This window comes from Streptomyces indicus (genome assembly GCF_900100315.1).
Classification (GTDB): domain Bacteria; phylum Actinomycetota; class Actinomycetes; order Streptomycetales; family Streptomycetaceae; genus Streptomyces; species Streptomyces indicus.
On record NZ_FNFF01000014.1, the window covers coordinates 164,959 to 183,195 of the forward strand.

Below are 18,237 nucleotides of genomic sequence, written 5' to 3' on the forward strand. Positions count from 1 at the left end.
CCGAAATACGGACAAACCGATCCGAGATAGATGCTCGCGAAACGGACTCGTTACACATCTATCGGTCAGGAGCGTCCGGATTCCGGACAGGTCGGCCGGGAAAACCAGTTGCGGGTCGACACGCGTAGCGTCGGGTGCCGCACGGAGAGTGGCGAGCGTGCCCGGGGACGCGAACGGCCCGACTCTACGCCCAACAGGGCGCGGAGCCGGGCCGGTTCGGCCAGCCTTGGATCAGCCTTGGATCAGCTGTGGCGGACGCCTCAGGCGTGCTTGGCGCGCGAGGCCGTGCGGGCGCGTGCCGTCTTGTCCAGGACCACCTTGCGGATGCGGACGGCCTCCGGGGTGACCTCGACGCACTCGTCGTCGCGGCAGAACTCCAGGGACTGCTCCAGGGAGAGCTTGCGCGGCGGGACGATCGCCTCGAAGGAGTCGGCCGAGGCCGAGCGCATGTTGGTGAGCTTCTTCTCCTTGGTGATGTTCACGTCCATGTCGTCGGCGCGCGAGTTCTCGCCCACGATCATGCCCTCGTACACCTCGGTGCCGGGCTCGGTGAACAGGACGCCGCGCTCCTGGAGGTTGGTCATCGCGAACGCGGTCACGGCGCCGGCGCGGTCGGCCACGAGCGAACCGTTGTTACGGGTCGCCAGGGTGCCGAACCACGGCTCCATGCCCTCGTGGATGGAGTGCGCGATACCGGTGCCGCGGGTCTGCGTCAGGAACTCCGTACGGAAGCCGATGAGGCCGCGCGACGGGACGACGAACTCCAGGCGGACCCAGCCCGACCCGTGGTTGGACATGTTGTCCATACGGCCCTTGCGGACACCCATGAGCTGCGTGACGGCACCCATGTGCTCCTCGGGCACGTCGATCGTCATGCGCTCGACCGGCTCGTGCACCTTGCCGTCGATCACCTGCGTGACCACCTGCGGCTTGCCGATGGTCAGCTCGAAGCCCTCGCGGCGCATCTGCTCGACCAGGATGGCGAGCGCCAGCTCACCGCGGCCCTGCACCTCCCAGGCGTCCGGGCGGTCGGTGTCCAGGACGCGGAGGCTGACGTTACCGATCAGCTCGCGGTCGAGGCGGTCCTTGACCTGGCGGGCGGTGACCTTGCGGTCCTTGACCGCGGACTTGGCGTCCGCGCCCTTGCCCGTACCGCCGCGGCCGACCAGCGGGGAGGTGTTGGTGCCGATGGTCATCGAGATCGCCGGCTCGTCCACCGTGATCAGCGGCAGCGCGATCGGGTTCTCCGGGTCGGCCAGGGTCTCGCCGATCATGATGTCGGGGATACCGGCGACGGCGCAGATGTCGCCCGGGCCCGCCATCTCGGCCGGCTTGCGGGTGAGCGCCTCGGTCATCATCAGCTCGGTGATGCGCACGTTCTGGACCGTGCCGTCGCGCTTGATCCACGCCACGGTCTGGCCCTTGCGCAGCTCGCCCTGCTCGACGCGGAGCAGCGCGATACGGCCGAGGAAGTTGTCGGCGTCGAGGTTGGTGACGTGCGCCTGGAGCGGGGCGCTCTCGTCGTACTCCGGAGCCGGGACGTGCTCCAGGATCGTCGAGAAGAACGGCTCGAGGCTGTCGCTGTCGGCCGGGACGGTGCCGTCCTCCGGCTTGGTCAGCGAGGCGATGCCGTCACGGCCGCAGGCGTAGACGATCGGGAACTCGATCTGGTCCTCGTCGGCGTCCAGGTCGAGGAAGAGGTCGTACGTCTCGTTGACGACCTCGTCGATCCGGGAGTCCGGGCGGTCCGTCTTGTTGATGCAGAGGATCACGGGCAGCCGCTGCTGGAGCGCCTTGCGCAGCACGAAGCGGGTCTGCGGGAGCGGGCCCTCGGAGGCGTCCACGAGCAGGACCACCGCGTCGACCATCGACAGACCGCGCTCGACCTCACCACCGAAGTCGGCGTGGCCGGGGGTGTCGATGATGTTGATGGTGATGACGTCGCCGCCATCCTTGGGGTGGTACTTGACGGCCGTGTTCTTGGCCAGGATCGTGATGCCCTTCTCACGCTCCAGGTCGTTCGAGTCCATCATGCGGTCGTCGAGGGACTCGGCGGCGTGCGCGGCGAAGGAGCCGGCCTGCTTGAGCATGGCGTCGACGATGGTCGTCTTGCCGTGGTCGACGTGGGCGACGATGGCGACGTTTCGGATGTCGTGGCGCGTGGGCACGTGCGGTGCTTCTCCCGGGACAGATGGAACTAGCGAGCGGCTGCGCGTATCGCATCGGTACGCCGATGTACGCCTGTGCCGCGCCGGGCTGGACACGCCACGGCCTTACCCCATCCTACGTTGAGCGGCGGGGGGCGGCCTGCGCGGGTGCCGTGAGCTGCGCTGACCTGCGGCTTTACGGTGCCCGCGACCGGCTACGCGTCCTCGGGCTCCTCGACGGCCGCGGAGCCCGGCGGGCAGGAAGCCCGGGCGGCCTCGCGTGCGACGCGGCCGTCCACCGCCTCGCCGCAGTCCAGGACGCCCACCCCGTCGACCGACCAGCTGGTCGCGTGACCGGTGGTCGGTGCGTCCCCGGAGCGGCAGACATGCCGGAAGTCGCCCTCGACGATCCGTGTGCTCGTGTACACGACCAGGTCCCCGGGGCCGTCCACGGACGTGACGTTGCTGTCCACATCGGCGGGTGCGCGACCCACGTCGGTGAAGGCCAGATCCTGCGGCCGGTCCTCCGCCTCGGCCTGACCCACCTTCCGGGCCAACGAGAAGAGGGCGGCGCGGCCGTCGATCACGGGCCGCTCTGCGGTCACGTCGGTCTTCGGGCGGCGCACCACCTTCACCGGTTGCGTGAGCTTCCCGCCCTCGGGCCCGATCTCCTGCACCTCGGCGACGCCGGTCAGCACATCACGCTCGCGGACGTCGGACCACGTGTACGTGCCGCCCTCGCAGCGCTTCTCGGGTGCCGCGGACTTCGAGTGCGCCGGCTTGTCGGCCCGGTCCGTGCCGGAGTCCCCGGTGCAGGCCGTCGCACCCGCGCCGAGCGTGAGCAGCGCGGCACCGATCGGAATGAAGCGCTTCATGGACGTACCCCCGTATACACACGGTGTCTGGTCGCACACCGGTCGCGAGGATTCTGGCCTGTGCACAGGCGGCGTATGCCAGATTTGATCAACTTCTGAGGAAAGAGAGCGCGCCGAGGGTGTGGGAGGGCGCAGGAATGACACGGGTCAATGAGTCGAAACGAACCTTGCCCGCCGGCGGAACCGGCGAGCAAGGGACTTGAGGTACTTCTGAGCTAGGTGATCTTCACCTTCACACCAGGCTCACGCGAGGCTCACTCCTTCGGGACCCCCGCCGACTTCAGGAAGCCGATGTCCTCGTACGAGGGCGACTCGAAGCCGAAGGCGCCGGTGTTCGCGAGGCCCTGGCGGACCGCCACCAGCTCCGGGCGCTGGTAGAGCGGGATCGAGCCGGCCGCGGCCCAGATCCGGGCGTCGGCCTTCTTGACCAGGTCGCGCGCCTTGCCCTCGTCGAGCTCGGCGAGCGCCTGGTCGAAAAGCTGGTCGATGTGGTCGGTGCCGACCCGCGTGTAGTTCTGCTCGACGTTCAGCGAACCGTCGGCGGCCGGCTCCGGCTTGGCGAAGATCGGCCGGGCGTCGGTGGCCGGGTAGGCCGAGCCGGGCCAGGAGTACAGCGCCATGTCGTACTGGCCGGACGCGATGTGGTCCTTGAAGTAGCTGTCGTCGGGGACCTTGGTGATCTCGGTGCGGATGCCGATCTTCTGGAGCATGCGCTGGATCCGCTCGCCCACCGCGCGCAGCGGCTCCGAGCCCGGCCCGGACGGCAGGACGAACTTCAGGGTGAGCGCCTGGCCGTCCTTGGCCAGCGGCCCGCCCACCGGCTTCGGGGCCGCGGTGCCCTTGGGCGCGTACGCACCCTGGGCGCCGCCGCGGTGCGCCTCCTTCTTGGTGCGCTCCTCCTCGCGCTTGGCCTGCGCCTCGGGCTGGTTGTCGGCGCGCACCTCGAAGCGCTCGTCGGCGCGCGGCTTGCCGTCCTCCTGGCCGACGATGTACGTGCCGTCCTCGTCGGACCCGGAGGACTTCTTCTTCGCCTTCTCGCCCTTGCTGCCCGCGGTCTTGACCGGGCCGCCGGCAACCCAGCCCGCGTCCGCGAGCAGCGCGCGCGCCTCGGCGGTGTCCTGGTCGCCGAGCGCGCCGCTGTTGTCGGAGTACGCCTCCTGGCCGGCCAGCGCGATGTGGCTGCCGACGGGCTCCGCCGGCAGGCCGAGCGGCTTGAGGACGAGCCCCGCCAGCTCCTTGCGGTCGAGCGCGCGGGCCACGGCGCGGCGTACGCGCTCGTCGGCGAGCGGGCCGCCGGAACCGTTCAACGCCAGCTGCGTGTAAGCCGGTTCGAGGGACTTGCGGACCGTGACGCCGCGCAGGCCCTGCTGTTCCTTCGCGTACTTCCTGATCGCCTTGTGGGTCTTCGCGATGGCCTCGGTCTCGGCCTCGGCCCGCTCCTCGTTCTCCGGGTCGTTGGCGATCGCCCAGGACCGCAGCGCCTTGGCCGGGGTCAGCTGGGCGCCCGGGCCGTGCGCGAGCGGACCTCCGGCGCCCTTGTCGCGGGCGGCGAGGGCGATCCGCTCGGCGTCGTCCGGGGTGACCTCGGCGATGTCCACGCGGCCCGCGGCCAGCGCCGCGGCGCGCTCGTCGCGCGGCACCGACTTGAGGACGAGCTGCTCCAGCTTCGCGGGCCGGCCCCACCAGCGCGGGTTGCGGGTCAGGGTGAGCTCGCCGGCCTCGCGGTCGATCTCGGAGATACGGAACGGACCGGCCGTGACCTTGAGCTTCTTGCGGGCGCCGTCGTTGAAGGAGTCGGGGGTGCCCATGACCTCCTTCGGGTACAGCGGCGAGAACAGCGAGCGCCAGTCGGTGTACGGCTTGGCGAAGGTGACCCGCACCTCCAGGTTGTTGGCGCCCTTCTCGATCTTCTCGATGCGGTCGTAGCCCGCGTTGCGCGCCGTCCAGAACGCCGAGTCCTCACCGGACAGGGCGCGCCACTGCGCGGCGAAGTCGGCGGCGCCGATCTCGCGGCCGTCGCTCCACACCGCCTGCTGGTTCAGCTTGTACAGGACGACCTGCTTGGGCTCGCGCTCGACGATCTCGGCGCTCTCCAGGTAGTCCGCGTTGCGCACCGGGCGGCCGCGCTCGTCGGTCTCGTACATCGACGGCAGTACGGCGCCGGCGACGCGCGCGGTCGTCGTACCGGCGTCCGCCTGGAAGGAGTTGAAGGTGTCGGGCAGCCCGTCCACGGCCCAGGCCGCCTTGCCCCCGTCGGCGACCAGGTCACGGGCGGCGGCCGCGATGTCCTGCCCCGCGGCGGGGGCCGCCGCGTCCTCGGAGGAGCCGCACGCGGCGAGCGAGGGCAGGGCGAGCACGCCCGCGACGAGGTAGGCAGCCGCCCGCACTGCGGGGCGGACGCCGGGGCGAACGGCGGGATCGCGTGGGGGCATGGCTGGAACCTCCGGGGGCTGGCCCGGCCACCGCTGCTTCCCGTGAGGGGCCGGGATCGTTCACGTACGGGGTAATTTGAGTGCTGATCACACGGATACGTGCCCACTGAAAGGGATCGCCGTGAGGCGGCGCGGCCGACACGTCGGCGGGCGGCGCCAACCCCACCCGTGCGGCCCAATCCGGCCCCCGGGCGCCCCTCCTCGGCCCCCTCGCGCCCTCGTACGGGGGAATCCGCGCAGATCCCTTCACAATCCGGGATGTGACGCGCGACACTCGCAGGCGCACGATCCATTGGGATCCGCCGCGACAAGCGGAGTGGAGGGCAACTCATGTCCCTGCACGATGATTTGACGGCCGTTCAGCGCTGTCTCGACGATCTGGTGCGCTCGGTCGGCAGGCTGGAGCAGCACGTCGGGGCGAGCCTGGACATCCGCCGGGTGCGTACGGACGCCGACCACCTGCGCGACAGCGTCGCCCTGCTCAAGGAAGCCGCGCCGACGCTGCGCCCGAAGGCGCGGCCCGAGATGGTCGGCATCCCCGACGCGCCCTACGACAGCTCGCTGTGGACCGATGCCGACGACGAGGGCCTGGGCGCCCGCGACCGCCGCGCTCCCTGACCCCGGTTCCGGCTGCCGAAGAGAGCCGTAACGACTGGAGACCCCGTTGGCCACTGGTACAGACCCCCAAATCCATAGCGAGGGCGGGGTGCGCGGCGCGGGCCGTGCCGCCATCGCCGCCCCGCATCTGCGGACCGACCGCTGGTGGCTGCAGCCCGCCGTGACCTTCGCGGGGCTGCTCGCCTTCATCGTGTACTCGACGTGGCGGGCCTTCGCCAACGCGGACTACTACGCGGCGCCCTACGTCTCGCCGTTCTACTCGCCCTGCCTCGCGGAGAACTGCGCGCCGATGAAGGGCGGCCCGAACTGGGAGATCTTCGGCAGCTGGTGGGGCCTGTCGCCCGCGCTGCTCATCCTGATCTTCCCGCTGGGCTTCCGGCTGACCTGCTACTACTACCGCAAGGCCTACTACCGGGGCTTCTGGGCCTCTCCCCCGGCCTGCGCGGTGGCCGAGCCGCACAAGACGTACACGGGCGAGACCCGCTTCCCGCTGATCCTCCAGAACATGCACCGCTACTTCTTCTACGCGGCGGTGCCGGTGGCGGGCATCCTCACGTACGACACGGTGCTCGCGTTCCGCGACGAGGACTACGAGTGGGGCCACATGGGTCTCGGCACGCTCGTCTTCCTGGTCAACATCGTGCTGATCTGGGCGTACACCCTGTCCTGCCACTCGTGCCGGCACATCGTCGGGGGCAAGCTCAAGCACTTCTCCAAGCACCCTGTGCGCTACCGGATGTGGCAGTGGATCGGGAAGCTGAATGCCCGTCACATGCTGCTCGCCTGGGCCTCGTTGATCAGCGTGGCGCTGGCGGACTTCTACGTCTATCTCGTCGCCAGCGGTGTCTTCGACGATCCGAGGTTGTTCTGATGGCGGGGTGCGTGCGATGACCACAGTGGAGCGGCAGCAGTGGGACGTCGTCGTCGTGGGGGCCGGCGGGGCCGGTCTGCGGGCGGCGATCGAGGCGCGCGAGCAGGGCGCGCGTACGGCGGTGATCTGCAAGTCCCTGTTCGGCAAGGCCCATACGGTGATGGCCGAGGGCGGGATCGCCGCCTCGATGGGCAATGTGAACGACGGCGACAACTGGCAGGTGCACTTCCGCGACACCATGCGCGGGGGCAAGTTCCTCAACCAGTGGCGGATGGCCGAGCTGCACGCGCAGGAGGCGCCGGACCGGGTCTGGGAGCTGGAGACCTGGGGCGCGCTCTTCGACCGCACGAAGGACGGGCGGATCTCGCAGCGCAACTTCGGCGGGCACGAGTACCCGCGGCTCGCGCACGTCGGCGACCGCACGGGCCTGGAGCTGATCCGCACGCTCCAGCAGAAGATCGTGTCGCTCCAGCAGGAGGACTTCAAGCAACTCGGGGACTACGAAGCCGGGTTGAAGGTGTTCCAGGAGTGCACGGTCACACGGATCCTGAAGGACGACGTGGACGGGAAGGTGGCCGGGGTCTTCTGCTACGAGCGGGAGTCCGGGCGCTTCTTCGTGATCGAGGCGCCGACCGTGATCCTCGCGACCGGCGGCATCGGCAAGTCCTTCAAAGTGACGTCCAACTCGTGGGAGTACACGGGCGACGGGCACGCGCTCGCGCTGCTCGCCGGGGCGCCGCTGCTCAACATGGAGTTCGTGCAGTTCCACCCCACCGGGATGGTCTGGCCGCCGTCGGTGAAGGGGATCCTCGTCACCGAGTCCGTGCGCGGTGACGGCGGGGTGCTCAGGAACTCCGAGGGCAAGCGGTTCATGTTCGACTACATCCCGGATGTCTTCAAGGAGAAGTACGCGGAGTCCGAGGAGGAGGGCGACCGCTGGTACGAGGACCCGGACCGCAACCGCCGCCCGCCCGAGCTGCTGCCGCGCGACGAGGTGGCCCGGGCCATCAACTCCGAGGTGAAGGCGGGGCGCGGCTCGCCGCACGGCGGCGTGTTCCTCGACGTGTCCTCCCGGATGCCCGCCGATGTGATCCGGCGCCGGCTGCCGTCCATGTACCACCAGTTCAAGGAGCTGGCGGACGTGGACATCACGGCCGAGGCGATGGAGGTCGGGCCCACCTGCCACTACGTGATGGGCGGCATCGCGGTCGAGTCCGACACCGCGGCCGCGCTCGGGGTGCCAGGGCTGTACGCGGCCGGTGAGGTCGCGGGCGGGATGCACGGCTCGAACCGGCTCGGCGGGAACTCGCTCTCCGACCTGCTGGTCTTCGGCCGCCGCGCCGGGCTGCACGCGGCGCAGTATGCCGCCTCCGTGGCGGAGAACCGGCCGGTGGTCGAGGAGGCGCAGATCGACCTCGCGGCCGCCGAGGCGCTGCGGCCCTTCTCGGCCGAGGGACCGGACGAGTCCCTGGTCGAGGGCGGTCCGGTGCCGGCCGGCGGGCGGCCCGCGGAGAACCCGTACACCCTGCACCAGGAGCTCCAGCAGACGATGAACGACCTCGTGGGGATCATCCGCCGCGAGGAGGAGATGTCCCAGGCCCTGAAGAAGCTCGCCGACCTGCGGGTGCGGGCGCGGCGGGCCGGGGTCGAGGGGCACCGGCAGTTCAACCCGGGCTGGCATCTCGCGCTCGACCTGCGGAACATGCTCCTGGTCAGCGAGTGCATCGCGCGCTCGGCCCTGGAGCGCACGGAGTCCCGGGGCGGGCACACCCGCGAGGACTTCCCCGGTATGGACCGCGCCTGGCGCCGGGTCAATCTGCTGTGCCAACTCGCCGATCCCACCGGCGGGTTGGCGGCCACGGATCCGGTACGGGGCCAGATCCGCCTCGTCCGCAAGGAGACCGAACCGATCCGCCCTGACCTGCTGGCTCTCTTCGAGAAGGAAGAGCTGGTCAAGTACCTCGCCGAAGAGGAGCTCTTTGAATGAGCACGGCTGCTTCCACCGCTTACGAAGCCCACTTCAAGGTCTGGCGCGGCGACACCGACGGCGGGGGTCTGGAGGACTTCGAGGTCGAGGTCAACGACGGTGAGGTCGTGCTCGACATCATCCACCGGCTCCAGGCCACGCAGGCGCCCGATCTCGCCGTGCGCTGGAACTGCAAGGCCGGCAAGTGCGGGTCCTGTTCGGCGGAGATCAACGGGCGGCCGCGGCTGATGTGCATGACGCGGATGTCCACGTTCTCGCGCGAGGAGACCATCACCGTGACGCCGTTGCGGGCGTTCCCGGTGGTGCGTGATCTCGTGACGGACGTCGGGTTCAACTACACCAAGGCCCGCGAGGTCCCCTCCTTCGTACCGCCGCAGGGGCTCGGGCCCGGTGAGTACCGGATGATGCAGGAGGACGTGGACCGCTCGCAGGAGTTCCGCAAGTGCATCGAGTGCTTCCTGTGCCAGGACACCTGCCATGTGGTGCGCGACCACGAGGAGAACAAGGGCGCCTTCGCGGGCCCGCGCTTCCTGATGCGGGTCGCCGAGCTCGACATGCATCCGCTCGACGAGGCCGCCGAGCAGGGGCTCGACCGCAAGCGGACCGCGCAGGACGAGCACGGGCTCGGCTACTGCAACATCACCAAGTGCTGCACCGAGGTCTGCCCCGAGGGCATCAAGATCACGGACAATGCGCTGATCCCGCTCAAGGAGCGGGCGGTGGACCGGAAGTACGACCCGTTGGTGTGGCTGGGGAACAAGATCCGGCGGCGTACGGAGTCCTGAACGCGCTCGGGCCCCGGTCACCGGAGTGACCGGGGCCCGGATGCGTCGCGGGTCAGGAGGCCAGCTTGTTCTGGCAGTTGACCAGGCGGGTCTTCGCGGTCCTCAGGAGCTTGTGGGTCTTCGCGCGGTCCGCGGCGAGCTCCTCGTCGGGCTCGAACGCACGCCACGCGTTGTAGGCCGCGCGCTCCTTGTCCCGGGCCTTCGCCAGGTCCTTGCGCAGGTCCTCGCGCTGCTCCAGCAGCTTCGCGTACTCCGCGCTCTCCGGCTCGGCGTAGTGGAGCTCCTCCTCGACATCGCCGATCGTGTCCATGATCCAGTCGGCTTCGCCGGTGGCCTCGGACATCACGTCGTACAGCTCGTCGGACTTCGCCTGCTCCGCCGCGAACTTCGCGTCGAGCTCGTCGGCCTTCTCCTGGTGGCGGTTGACCGTCTTCTGATAGGCGTTGCAGTTCTTGGGCTTCGGGGCCGCGTCCGCGTGGGCGAGCGAGGCGGGCAGGACGAGGGCGAGGAAGGACGCGGCGACGACGGCCGCGCGGATGCCGTGGCGGTGGGCCATGGGGGAAGAACACCTCGGGGTGCTGGGGGGCGGGGTCGCGGCCATCCATGCCACCCGCCGTGTCCGGCCACACGGGCGATGGCTGCGCGTCACACGTATGTCAGACGCGAGGTCCCCGTGGGACGCGAGGCCCGGTCCCCGTGGGACGCGAGGCCCGGCCCCTGTCGGGCGCGAGGCCCGGCCCCCGTCGGACGCAAGGCCCGGTCGCGACCCCGCATAACGGGACATACGCTCACGTATGTGACGCCAACCCGCGATCGCTCGCTGCCCCACATAGCCGCGCGGGCGCTGCTCGCCGCCCTGTTCGTGGTGGCGCTGCCCCTGCTGCTCGCCGGGCCCGTACGGGCCGAGGGCCCGATCACGCTGTCCAGGAACGGGCAGATCACCGACAAGGTGGGCGCGCTCGGCGACCGCGGGGGTGAGGTGACCCAGGCGCTCGACCGGCTCTACGACGACCGCGGGGTGCAGCTGTTCGTCGCGTACGTGCGGGACTTCTCCGGGCAGAGCGCGAAGAGCTGGGCGAACAGCACCGCCGAGCGCAACGGGCTCGGCCTCGACGACATCCTGCTCGCGGTGGCCACGCACGACCGGCAGTACGCGTACTCGGTCGACCAGGACTCAAGGCTGAGCGAGGCCCAGCTCCAGGAAGTGGCCTCGAAGGCGATCGAGCCGGCGCTGCGGCAGAACGACTGGGCGGGGGCCGCGATCGGCGCCGCGGACGGCTACAACGCGGTCATCGCAGGTCAGCCCGTGCCCACCCCCGCCATCACACCGGGCGACCCGGACCCGGGTGCCGCCGAGGAGCACGGGCCCGCGACCGGGGACTACGTGCTGCCGGTGGTCGCGGTCGGCAGCGCGGGGGCGCTCGCGGCGTACGCGTACGCACGGAGCAAGCGGAAGAAGAACGGCGGCGCCGCGTCCGGAGGTGCGGCGGGCTGGGGGCAGGGCGGTGGCGGGCCTGCGCCCACGCCGCTGCCGGAGCTGGACAAGCGGGCACGGCTGCTGCTCGTGGAGACCGATGACGCCGTGCGCACCTCCACGGAGGAACTCGGCTTCGCCGCCGCCCAGTTCGGCGAGGACGCCGTCAAGCGCTTCCAGGACTCGGTGACGTACGCGAAGAGCGAGCTGACCGCGGCCTTCAAGCTGCGCCAGCAGCTGGACGACGCGTTCCCCGAGGACGACGCGACCAAGCGGCGGATGCTGAACGAGATCGTCTCGCGCTGCACCGAGGCGAACCGGCGGCTCGACGCCGAGACTGCCGACTTCGACCGGCTGCGCGCCCTGGAGCAGAACGCACCGGAGGCGCTGACGCTGGCCGAGGGGAAGTTCCGCGAGGTCAGCGCGCGCACGACGGCGGCCGGCGGGACGTACACGACGCTCACGACGCGCTATGCGGACTCCGCCGCCGCGCCCGTGAGCGGGCACATCGAGGAGGCCAAGAAGCGGCTGCTCTTCGCCACCGAGAACCTCAACCAGGCCCGCCAGTCCCTGGACGCGGGCGAGAAGGGCCCCGCGGCCGTGCATCTGCGGGCCGCCGAAGGCGCCGTGGACCAGGCGAGCACGCTCGTGGACGGGGTGGAGCGGCTCGCGGCCGAGCTCTCCCAGGCGGAGGCCAAGCTGCCCGGTGCGCTGACCGAGACCGAGACCGATCTTGCCGATGCGCGCGGGCTGCTCAAGGGCACGGCGGACGGGACCTCGACGGCCGACCTCCAGGGGCGGATCGCGCGGGCCGAGTCGGTGCTCCAGGACGTGCGGGGTGCGACGGCCGGCGGGCGGTACGACCCGATCGACGCGCTGCGGCGGATCGAGGAGGCCGACGCCGCGCTCGACGAGGCGCTGGCCGGGGCGCGCGAGCGCGAGGTGGCCGACCGGCGGGCGCGCGGGCTGCTCGACCAGACGCTGCTCACGGCGCGCAGCGCGGTCAGCGCGGCCGCCGACTACATCACCACGCACCGCGGCGGCGTGGGCAGCGAGGCACGGACCCGGCTCGCGGAGGCCCAGCGGCATCTCGCCCAGGCCGAAGCGCTCGCGGCCACCGACGCCTCGGGTGCGCTGGCGCGGGCGCAGCAGGCGGACTCGATGGCGCGCGAGGCGCAGCAGCTGGCCGAGCGCGACGTGCGCTCCTTCGACCCGTACGGCGGACAGCTCGGCGGGCGTCCCCGTTCGGGCGGGACGGGCGGCGCGGTGCTCGGCGGGATCATCCTCGGCGAGGTGCTGGGCGGGCTGGGGCGCGGGATGGGCGGCGGCTTCGGGGGCGGGTACGGCGGCCGCGGCGGCGGGGGCTTCGGCGGTCCGGGGAGCTTCGGCGGGGGCGGGACGCGGGGGCGGATGGGTGGTGGAGGGCGCTTCTGACCAAGGCTCGGGCGTACGGCGGTCCGTGGGGCCTGTCGTACGCGGTCCGTAACTCACGTACGCGTAAAGGAAGTTCACCGCGATGACGAAGCAGACCATCCTGGGCCGTGTCGCCCAGCTCGCGAAGGCCAACATCAACGCGCTGCTCGACCAGGCCGAGGATCCGCAGAAGATGCTCGACCAGCTGATCCGCGACTACACCAACAACATCCGCGAGGCGGAGGAGGCGGTGTCGACCACGATCGGCAATCTGCGGCTCCTCGAGGCCGACCACAAGGAGGACGTGGACGCGGCCGGCGAGTGGGGCGGCAAGGCGCTCGCGGCCAGCAAGAAGGCCGACCAGCTGCGCTCCGGCGGGGATGCGGCCGGCGCGGACAAGTTTGACGCGCTCGCGAAGGTGGCGCTCGGGCGGCAGTTGCAGTCCGAGAAGGAGGCGAAGGACGCCGAGCCGACCATCGCCGCGCAGACCGAGGTGGTCGAGAAGCTGAAGTCGGGCCTGGACCAGATGAAGCTCAAGCTGAGCGAACTCCAGTCCAAGCGCGACCAGTTGGTGGCACGCGCCAAGACGGCCCAGGCGCAGAACCAGATGATGGACGCGGCCCAGAACATCAACGTACTCGACCCGACGAGCGAGCTGTCGCGCTTCGAGGAGAAGGTACGCCGGGAGGAGGCCCGCGCCCTCGGCAAGCAGGAGCTCGCGGAGTCCTCCCTGGACGCCCAGTTCGAGCAGCTCGACTCGATGGGCGACCAGGCGGAGATCGAGGCGCGGCTTGCGGCGATGAAGGCTACGTCCTGAGCGGACCGGCCGGTGATCGCACGTCCCGGCCGGTGATCGCACGTCCCGGCGGCCGGTCAGGTGTCCGAGCGCCGGCCCAGGACGCTGTGCAGCACGAGGCCTGCGTGGGCGTCGTCGGCGCCCGGCCCGCGGCGCGTCAGCTCCACGAGCCGCGCCCGGAGGCCGGCCGCCGGCTCCCCCAGCACGATGGCGCTGAGCACCAGTTCGAGCATGACGCAGTCGTAGGCGTCGTCGGTGCACCGGTAGATCTCGGCGTCCCGTTCCACCAGGGCGGCGGTGATCCGCCGCCCGCCGTCCCCGGTCGGCGTGAAGGTCGCCTCGTAGACCCCGTAACCGGTCCAGCTGCGGTGGAGGAAGACGGTCCCGCCCTCGCAGAAGACGTTCCACTTCTCGTCCATGTCCCGCGCGGCGTAACCGCGCCGGATCCGCTCCCAGTCCTCCTCCGACCAGAGACGCTGCGGCAGCTGTGACAGCGGCTGCGGAACGGATATCGGCTTCAGGCGACGGAAGGCGGACCGCGTCACGGGGGCATCGGCAGACATGGAGGCATCGTATGGACGAGGTCGAGCCCGGTGTGAGCAGGCCCCGGTCACCGGTCAGAACATGCTCAACAGCGCATCCACCGAAGGCTCCGACGGGGACTCCCCGTCCGGCAGCGGCAGTTCGAACCACACCGTTTTGCCGCGCGGGGTGCGGCGGGCCCCCCAGGACGCGCTGAGCAGGCCGACCAGTTGCAGGCCGCGGCCGCCCTCGTCGGTGTCGCGCGCCCTGCGGCGGCGCGGCTGGACGAGCCCCGCGTCCCAGACCTCGCACACCAGGGTGCGGTCGAGCAACAGGCGGAGCCGGATCTCGCCCTCTCCGTAGCGCAGCGCGTTCGTGACCAGTTCGCTGACCAGGAGTTCTGTCGTGTCGACGAGGGCGTCCAGGTCCCACGAGGCCAGCTGGGCGCGGGCCAGTTCGCGGGCGCGGCCCACCGAGCGGGCCTCGCGCGGCAGGGTCCAGTCGCCGACGGCCTCGCGGGGCAGGCCCTGGACGCGGGCCATGAGCAGCGCGATGTCGTCCTCGCCGTGGCGGGTGTCGAGGGTGCCCAGTACGTGGTCGCAGACGTCCTCGAGGGGGCGGGCCGGGTCGGTGAGGGCCGAGCGGAAGGCGCGCAGGCCCTCGTCGAGCGGGTGGTCGCGGGACTCGACCAGGCCGTCGGTGTAGAGCGCGAGCAACGCCCCTTCCGGGAGCTGGACTTCGACCTCCTCGAAGGGTTCGCCGCCGACGCCGAGCGGCATGCCCGGGGGCACGTCGAGCATCAGGGCCTCCTCGCCCGGCTCGACGAGGACGGGCGGCAGATGGCCGGCGTTGGCGAAGGTGCAGCGGCGGGTGACCGGGTCGTACACCGCGTAGACGCAGGTCGCGAGGTAGACCTCGGAGGGGTCGATGTCGCGGCCCTGGAGCGCGCGCCGGGTGGACTGCGGCGAGTGCGGGTGCTGGCCCCACGGGGTGGGTGAGCCGAGGCCGCGGGCGATCTCGTCGAGGGCGGCGAGCACCTCGGCCGGTTCGAGGTCGAGCAGCGCCAACGTCCGTACGGCCGTACGGAGTTCACCCATCGCCACGGCGGCGCGCAGGCCGCGGCCCATCACGTCGCCGACGACGAGGGCCGTGCGGTGGCCCGGCAGCTCGATCACGTCGAACCAGTCGCCGCCGACCTCGGTGGCCGCGTTGCCCGGCAGGTAGCGGCAGGCGATGTCGAGGCCCGCGGCCTCGGGGTCGCCGGGCGGGAGCAGGGAGCGCTGGAGGATCAGGGCGCGTTCGTGCTCGCGGCGGTACAGGCGCGCATTGTCGATACAGACCGCGGCGCGGGCGGCGAGCTCGACGGCCAGGGTGCGGTCGCGCTCCGAGAAGGGCTCGCTGCCCATGGTGCGCGAGAAGCGGACCAGGCCCACGACGGTGTCGTGCGCGACCATCGGCACGGCGAGCGTGGAGCGCACCATGCCGCCTTCCGTGCGCGGGATGGTGACGGGCCGTGCGGTGCGCAGGGCGTCGGCGCAGGGCGAGTTGAAGGCGTAGCGGTGCAGGGAGCCGACGGCGACGGGCTCGCCGCAGTCGTCCAGCGGGCCGTCCGACACCGCGCTGGAGAAGGCGACCCGGCGCAGCTCGGCGCTGCCGTCCGCCAGGCCGGGCGGGGTCTCGTCCCCGTCGAGGAGCCCCTGGTAGAGGTCGACGGAGGCGAAGTCGCAGAACACGGGGACGGTCACGTCGAGCAGTTCGCGTGCGGTGGTCTCCAAGTCCAGGGAGTTGCCGATCCGGGACCCGGCTTCGTTCAGGAGCGCGAGGTTGCGGCGGGACTGGGCGGCCTCGCGGGCGGCGGCGTGGCGGCGGGTGACATCGGTGCCGAGGCCGGCGACGCCGATGGGGCGGCCCGTGCCGCTGTGGACGCGGTAGAGGTTGATGGACCAGTGGCGGCGGTCGCTGGACCCGGGCGCGGGGCCCACGATCTGCATGTCGGTGACGGATTCGCCGGTCTCCAGGACCCGCTTGAGCGCGGCGGCCATCCGGTCGGCCTCGCCGCGCGGCAGGTAGTCGTGGACGGTGCGGCCGCGGTGGTCGTCGGCGCTGCCGCCGAAGACGGAGGCGAAGCGCTTGTTGGCACGCTGCACGCGTAGATCCGTGCCGAACAGCAGGAATCCGAAAGGCGATTGGCCGAAAATGGCCTGCGAGGCGGCGAGGTCGGTCTCGATCCGCCGCAAGGCGCGCACATCGACGACGATGCAGACCGCGCCCCGCTCCCCCTGCTCGGTCTCGGTGGGCATCACATAGACCTCGGCCACCCCGTCGAGCGAGCCGTCCTCGGCCATACGGAACGGGACGATGCCCGTCCACTCCTTGCCGTCGAGGATCTCGGCCACTCTGCGGTGGCCCACGTCGCGCAGGCCCGCGGGCACGAAGGCGTCGATCGGGTCCTTGCCCACCGCTTCGGCGGCCGTGACGTGGAAGAGCTGCTCGGCGCGGAGCGACCACTGGTCGATCCGGCCGTCGGCGCCGAGGGAGAAGGAGGCGACCTTGATGTAGTCGTAGATGGAACCCGGCGGGCTCGCCTGCCACAGGATGTCGGCTGCGCCCCGCGCGGCGGTCGGCTCCCGCCCGTCCTCGCGCCCGTGCCCCTCGGGCTGCTCGGGCTCAGACGCCCCGGCTGGTATCTCGCTCACGCGACCGTCCCCTCCAGCTCGCCGTCATGGACCGGACCTCTCGACGGCTTGCCCGCAGTATCCAGCACTACGGCCGCACGCAACACTGCGTTCACAGCTCCCTCGCGATACGACCGTTTCTGGCCAGGTCCACGCCGCGTCGCAGGGAGATCGGCTCTAGTTCACCTTCTAACCAAGCGGAGGGTGCCTCTAACCCCGGACTAGACGGGAAGCGTCAGCTCGAACCACACCGTCTTGCCCGCATGTCCCTGCCGCGTCCCCCAGCGGCTGGCCGAGCAGGCGACAAGCTGCAGGCCACGGCCCCCTTCGTCGTCGAGGCTCGCCTTCCGCTCCAGGGGCGGGTCCGGCAGCGGGTCGGAGACCTCGACCCGGAGTACGCCGGGTGCGTCCACGGGGCGCACGAGGCGGACGCCGATCGGGCCCGACGCGTACCGCAAGGAATTGGTCACGAGCTCGCTGACGAGGAGCACCGTGACATCACCGAGCGTCGTGAGGCCCCAGTGCGCCAGCTGCTTGCGGACGACGGCGCGTGCGGTGCGGACGGCGGTGGGATCGGCGGGGAAGGTCCACTCGGCGCGGTCGCCTTCGGTCTCGATCACGCCGATCACTTCCCGGAGCGAGGACCCGGATCCTCTGTCCGGTTTCATGGGGTTAATCAGCACATACCCGATATCACGGGGCGCCTACCGCCCACGTCGGCGCACTGTGGCACAAACGGCGTAGGAGGGTGCGCGCCAGCTGGGGTTTCGCCTCACGAGCCCCCCATTTCGGGGGTGGACCAGCAGGGGGACGCGCGCCGCTTCCGCTGCTACGGATGGGGGCGCCGGGCCGCCTCCAGGACCGCGGGACGGTCCTGATCCAGCCAGTCGACCGCGTCCAGCTCGCCGGGGCCCAGCCAGCGCAGGGCGTCGTGGTCCTCCAGCGGGGCGGGCTCGCCGCGCAGCAGCTTCGCGGACCAGACCTGGAGGACGTATCCGGGGCGGCCCAGCGGCCACTCACCGGGGATGCGCTCGACGGCTTCGGCCTCGATGCCGAGCTCCTCGCGCAGTTCTCGTACGAGCGCCTCCTCGGGGCGCTCACCCTCCTCGACCTTGCCGCCGGGGAGCTCCCAGCGGCCCGCGAGCTCCGGCGGGGCGCTGCGCCGCGCCGCGAGCATGCGCCCCTCGTGCCACAGGGCGGCGCCGACCACCACGATCCGTTCGTTCATGCGCCGGAGCCTACGGGGCCGTGCAGGCCGGGCGAGATCGTCAGCCCGCGCGGCGGTCCAGGCGCTCGACCCAGTAGAGCTGCTTGTGGCCGCGCTCCTCCAGGCCGGCGACGACCTTCTCGGCTTCCGCCCTGGTCGCGTACCTGCCGACGCGGTAGCGGTTGCCGTTGTCGTCCTGCCGTATGACATGCCAAGGAAGCGTGGGAGTGCTGTCGTTCACCGCTCACCCGCCCCTCCGTTTGGCGCGCGCCGCTCGGCGCTCCGCGAGGAAAACGCTGTCCGCATATGCCTGAGCCTACGCCCGACCTTCACTCTGCGGAGCGGGTATGGCACAAAGAGGTAGCGAATCGGCCACGGTCGGGGCGGTCCGCGGGGCGGGCGGAGGTCGGGCGGAGGGCAGTCCGAGGGGGCGCA

General features: G+C 71.2%; 15 protein-coding genes. 6 read left to right on the forward strand and 9 right to left on the reverse strand.

The window, feature by feature from the left end:
* Positions 1–260 precede the first annotated feature (260 nt).
* The 3 genes from typA to BLT97_RS28335 all read right to left on the reverse strand — a co-directional run bounded on the left by typA (position 261) and on the right by BLT97_RS28335 (position 5,454).
* Positions 261–2,168: a translational GTPase TypA gene (gene typA, locus BLT97_RS28325; RefSeq protein ID WP_093615149.1), complete on the reverse strand. Its 1,908-nt coding sequence runs from the start codon at positions 2,166–2,168 to the stop codon at positions 261–263.
* Between the two features lie 194 nt (positions 2,169–2,362).
* A complete protein-coding gene (locus tag BLT97_RS28330) occupies positions 2,363–3,022 on the reverse strand; it encodes a hypothetical protein (RefSeq protein ID WP_093615151.1) in 660 nt (219 codons plus the stop codon).
* A gap of 254 nt (positions 3,023–3,276) precedes the next feature.
* The gene (locus BLT97_RS28335) at positions 3,277–5,454 is read right to left on the reverse strand and encodes an ABC transporter family substrate-binding protein (RefSeq protein ID WP_093615153.1); all 2,178 of its coding nucleotides are present in this window, start codon (positions 5,452–5,454) and stop codon (positions 3,277–3,279) included.
* 330 nt (positions 5,455–5,784) lie between these two features.
* Between BLT97_RS28335 and BLT97_RS28340 the strand changes: the two genes are divergently transcribed.
* From BLT97_RS28340 to BLT97_RS28355, 4 genes are read left to right on the forward strand one after another with little or no spacing between them, the layout of a single operon-like run.
* Complete coding sequence (locus BLT97_RS28340; RefSeq protein ID WP_093615155.1) at positions 5,785–6,072, forward strand: hypothetical protein; 288 nt, start codon at positions 5,785–5,787, stop codon at positions 6,070–6,072.
* Between the two features lie 46 nt (positions 6,073–6,118).
* Entirely contained in the window at positions 6,119–6,943 is an 825-nt protein-coding gene (locus BLT97_RS28345) for a hypothetical protein (protein WP_093615157.1), read from the forward strand.
* A gap of 16 nt (positions 6,944–6,959) precedes the next feature.
* Positions 6,960–8,930, forward strand: a complete 1,971-nt coding sequence (locus BLT97_RS28350) for a fumarate reductase/succinate dehydrogenase flavoprotein subunit (protein WP_093615159.1) — start codon at positions 6,960–6,962, stop codon at positions 8,928–8,930.
* On the forward strand, positions 8,927–9,715 hold the full coding sequence (locus BLT97_RS28355; RefSeq protein WP_093615161.1) for a succinate dehydrogenase/fumarate reductase iron-sulfur subunit: 789 nt from the start codon (positions 8,927–8,929) through the stop codon (positions 9,713–9,715). The genes BLT97_RS28350 and BLT97_RS28355 overlap by 4 nt, the downstream gene beginning before the upstream one ends.
* Positions 9,716–9,767: 52 nt before the next feature.
* Here the strand turns inward: BLT97_RS28355 and BLT97_RS28360 are convergent, their stop codons facing one another.
* Entirely contained in the window at positions 9,768–10,271 is a 504-nt protein-coding gene (locus BLT97_RS28360; RefSeq protein ID WP_093615163.1) for a hypothetical protein, read from the reverse strand.
* A 240-nt stretch (positions 10,272–10,511) separates the two neighbouring features.
* Here BLT97_RS28360 and BLT97_RS28365 point away from each other — a divergent pair, with 240 nt between their 5' ends.
* Both BLT97_RS28365 and BLT97_RS28370 read left to right on the forward strand, forming a co-directional pair.
* Complete coding sequence (locus tag BLT97_RS28365) at positions 10,512–12,623, forward strand: TPM domain-containing protein (RefSeq protein ID WP_425442773.1); 2,112 nt, start codon at positions 10,512–10,514, stop codon at positions 12,621–12,623.
* 82 nt (positions 12,624–12,705) lie between these two features.
* On the forward strand, positions 12,706–13,419 hold the full coding sequence (locus tag BLT97_RS28370) for a PspA/IM30 family protein (protein ID WP_093615165.1): 714 nt from the start codon (positions 12,706–12,708) through the stop codon (positions 13,417–13,419).
* Between the two features lie 56 nt (positions 13,420–13,475).
* Here BLT97_RS28370 and BLT97_RS28375 read toward each other — a convergent pair whose 3' ends face one another.
* The 5 genes from BLT97_RS28375 to BLT97_RS28395 all read right to left on the reverse strand — a co-directional run bounded on the left by BLT97_RS28375 (position 13,476) and on the right by BLT97_RS28395 (position 18,043).
* Positions 13,476–13,892, reverse strand: a complete 417-nt coding sequence (locus BLT97_RS28375) for a hypothetical protein (protein ID WP_093615255.1) — start codon at positions 13,890–13,892, stop codon at positions 13,476–13,478.
* Positions 13,893–14,015: 123 nt separating this feature from the next.
* Positions 14,016–16,616: a SpoIIE family protein phosphatase gene (locus BLT97_RS28380; protein ID WP_093615167.1), complete on the reverse strand. Its 2,601-nt coding sequence runs from the start codon at positions 16,614–16,616 to the stop codon at positions 14,016–14,018.
* Between the two features lie 200 nt (positions 16,617–16,816).
* Complete coding sequence (locus tag BLT97_RS28385; protein WP_245769589.1) at positions 16,817–17,224, reverse strand: ATP-binding protein; 408 nt, start codon at positions 17,222–17,224, stop codon at positions 16,817–16,819.
* A 200-nt stretch (positions 17,225–17,424) separates the two neighbouring features.
* Complete coding sequence (locus BLT97_RS28390) at positions 17,425–17,823, reverse strand: (deoxy)nucleoside triphosphate pyrophosphohydrolase (RefSeq protein ID WP_093615171.1); 399 nt, start codon at positions 17,821–17,823, stop codon at positions 17,425–17,427.
* Positions 17,824–17,863: 40 nt separating this feature from the next.
* Positions 17,864–18,043 carry a hypothetical protein gene (locus tag BLT97_RS28395; RefSeq protein ID WP_093615173.1) on the reverse strand — a complete coding sequence of 60 codons (180 nt, stop codon included), beginning with the start codon at positions 18,041–18,043 and terminating at the stop codon, positions 17,864–17,866.
* Positions 18,044–18,237 lie beyond the last annotated feature (194 nt).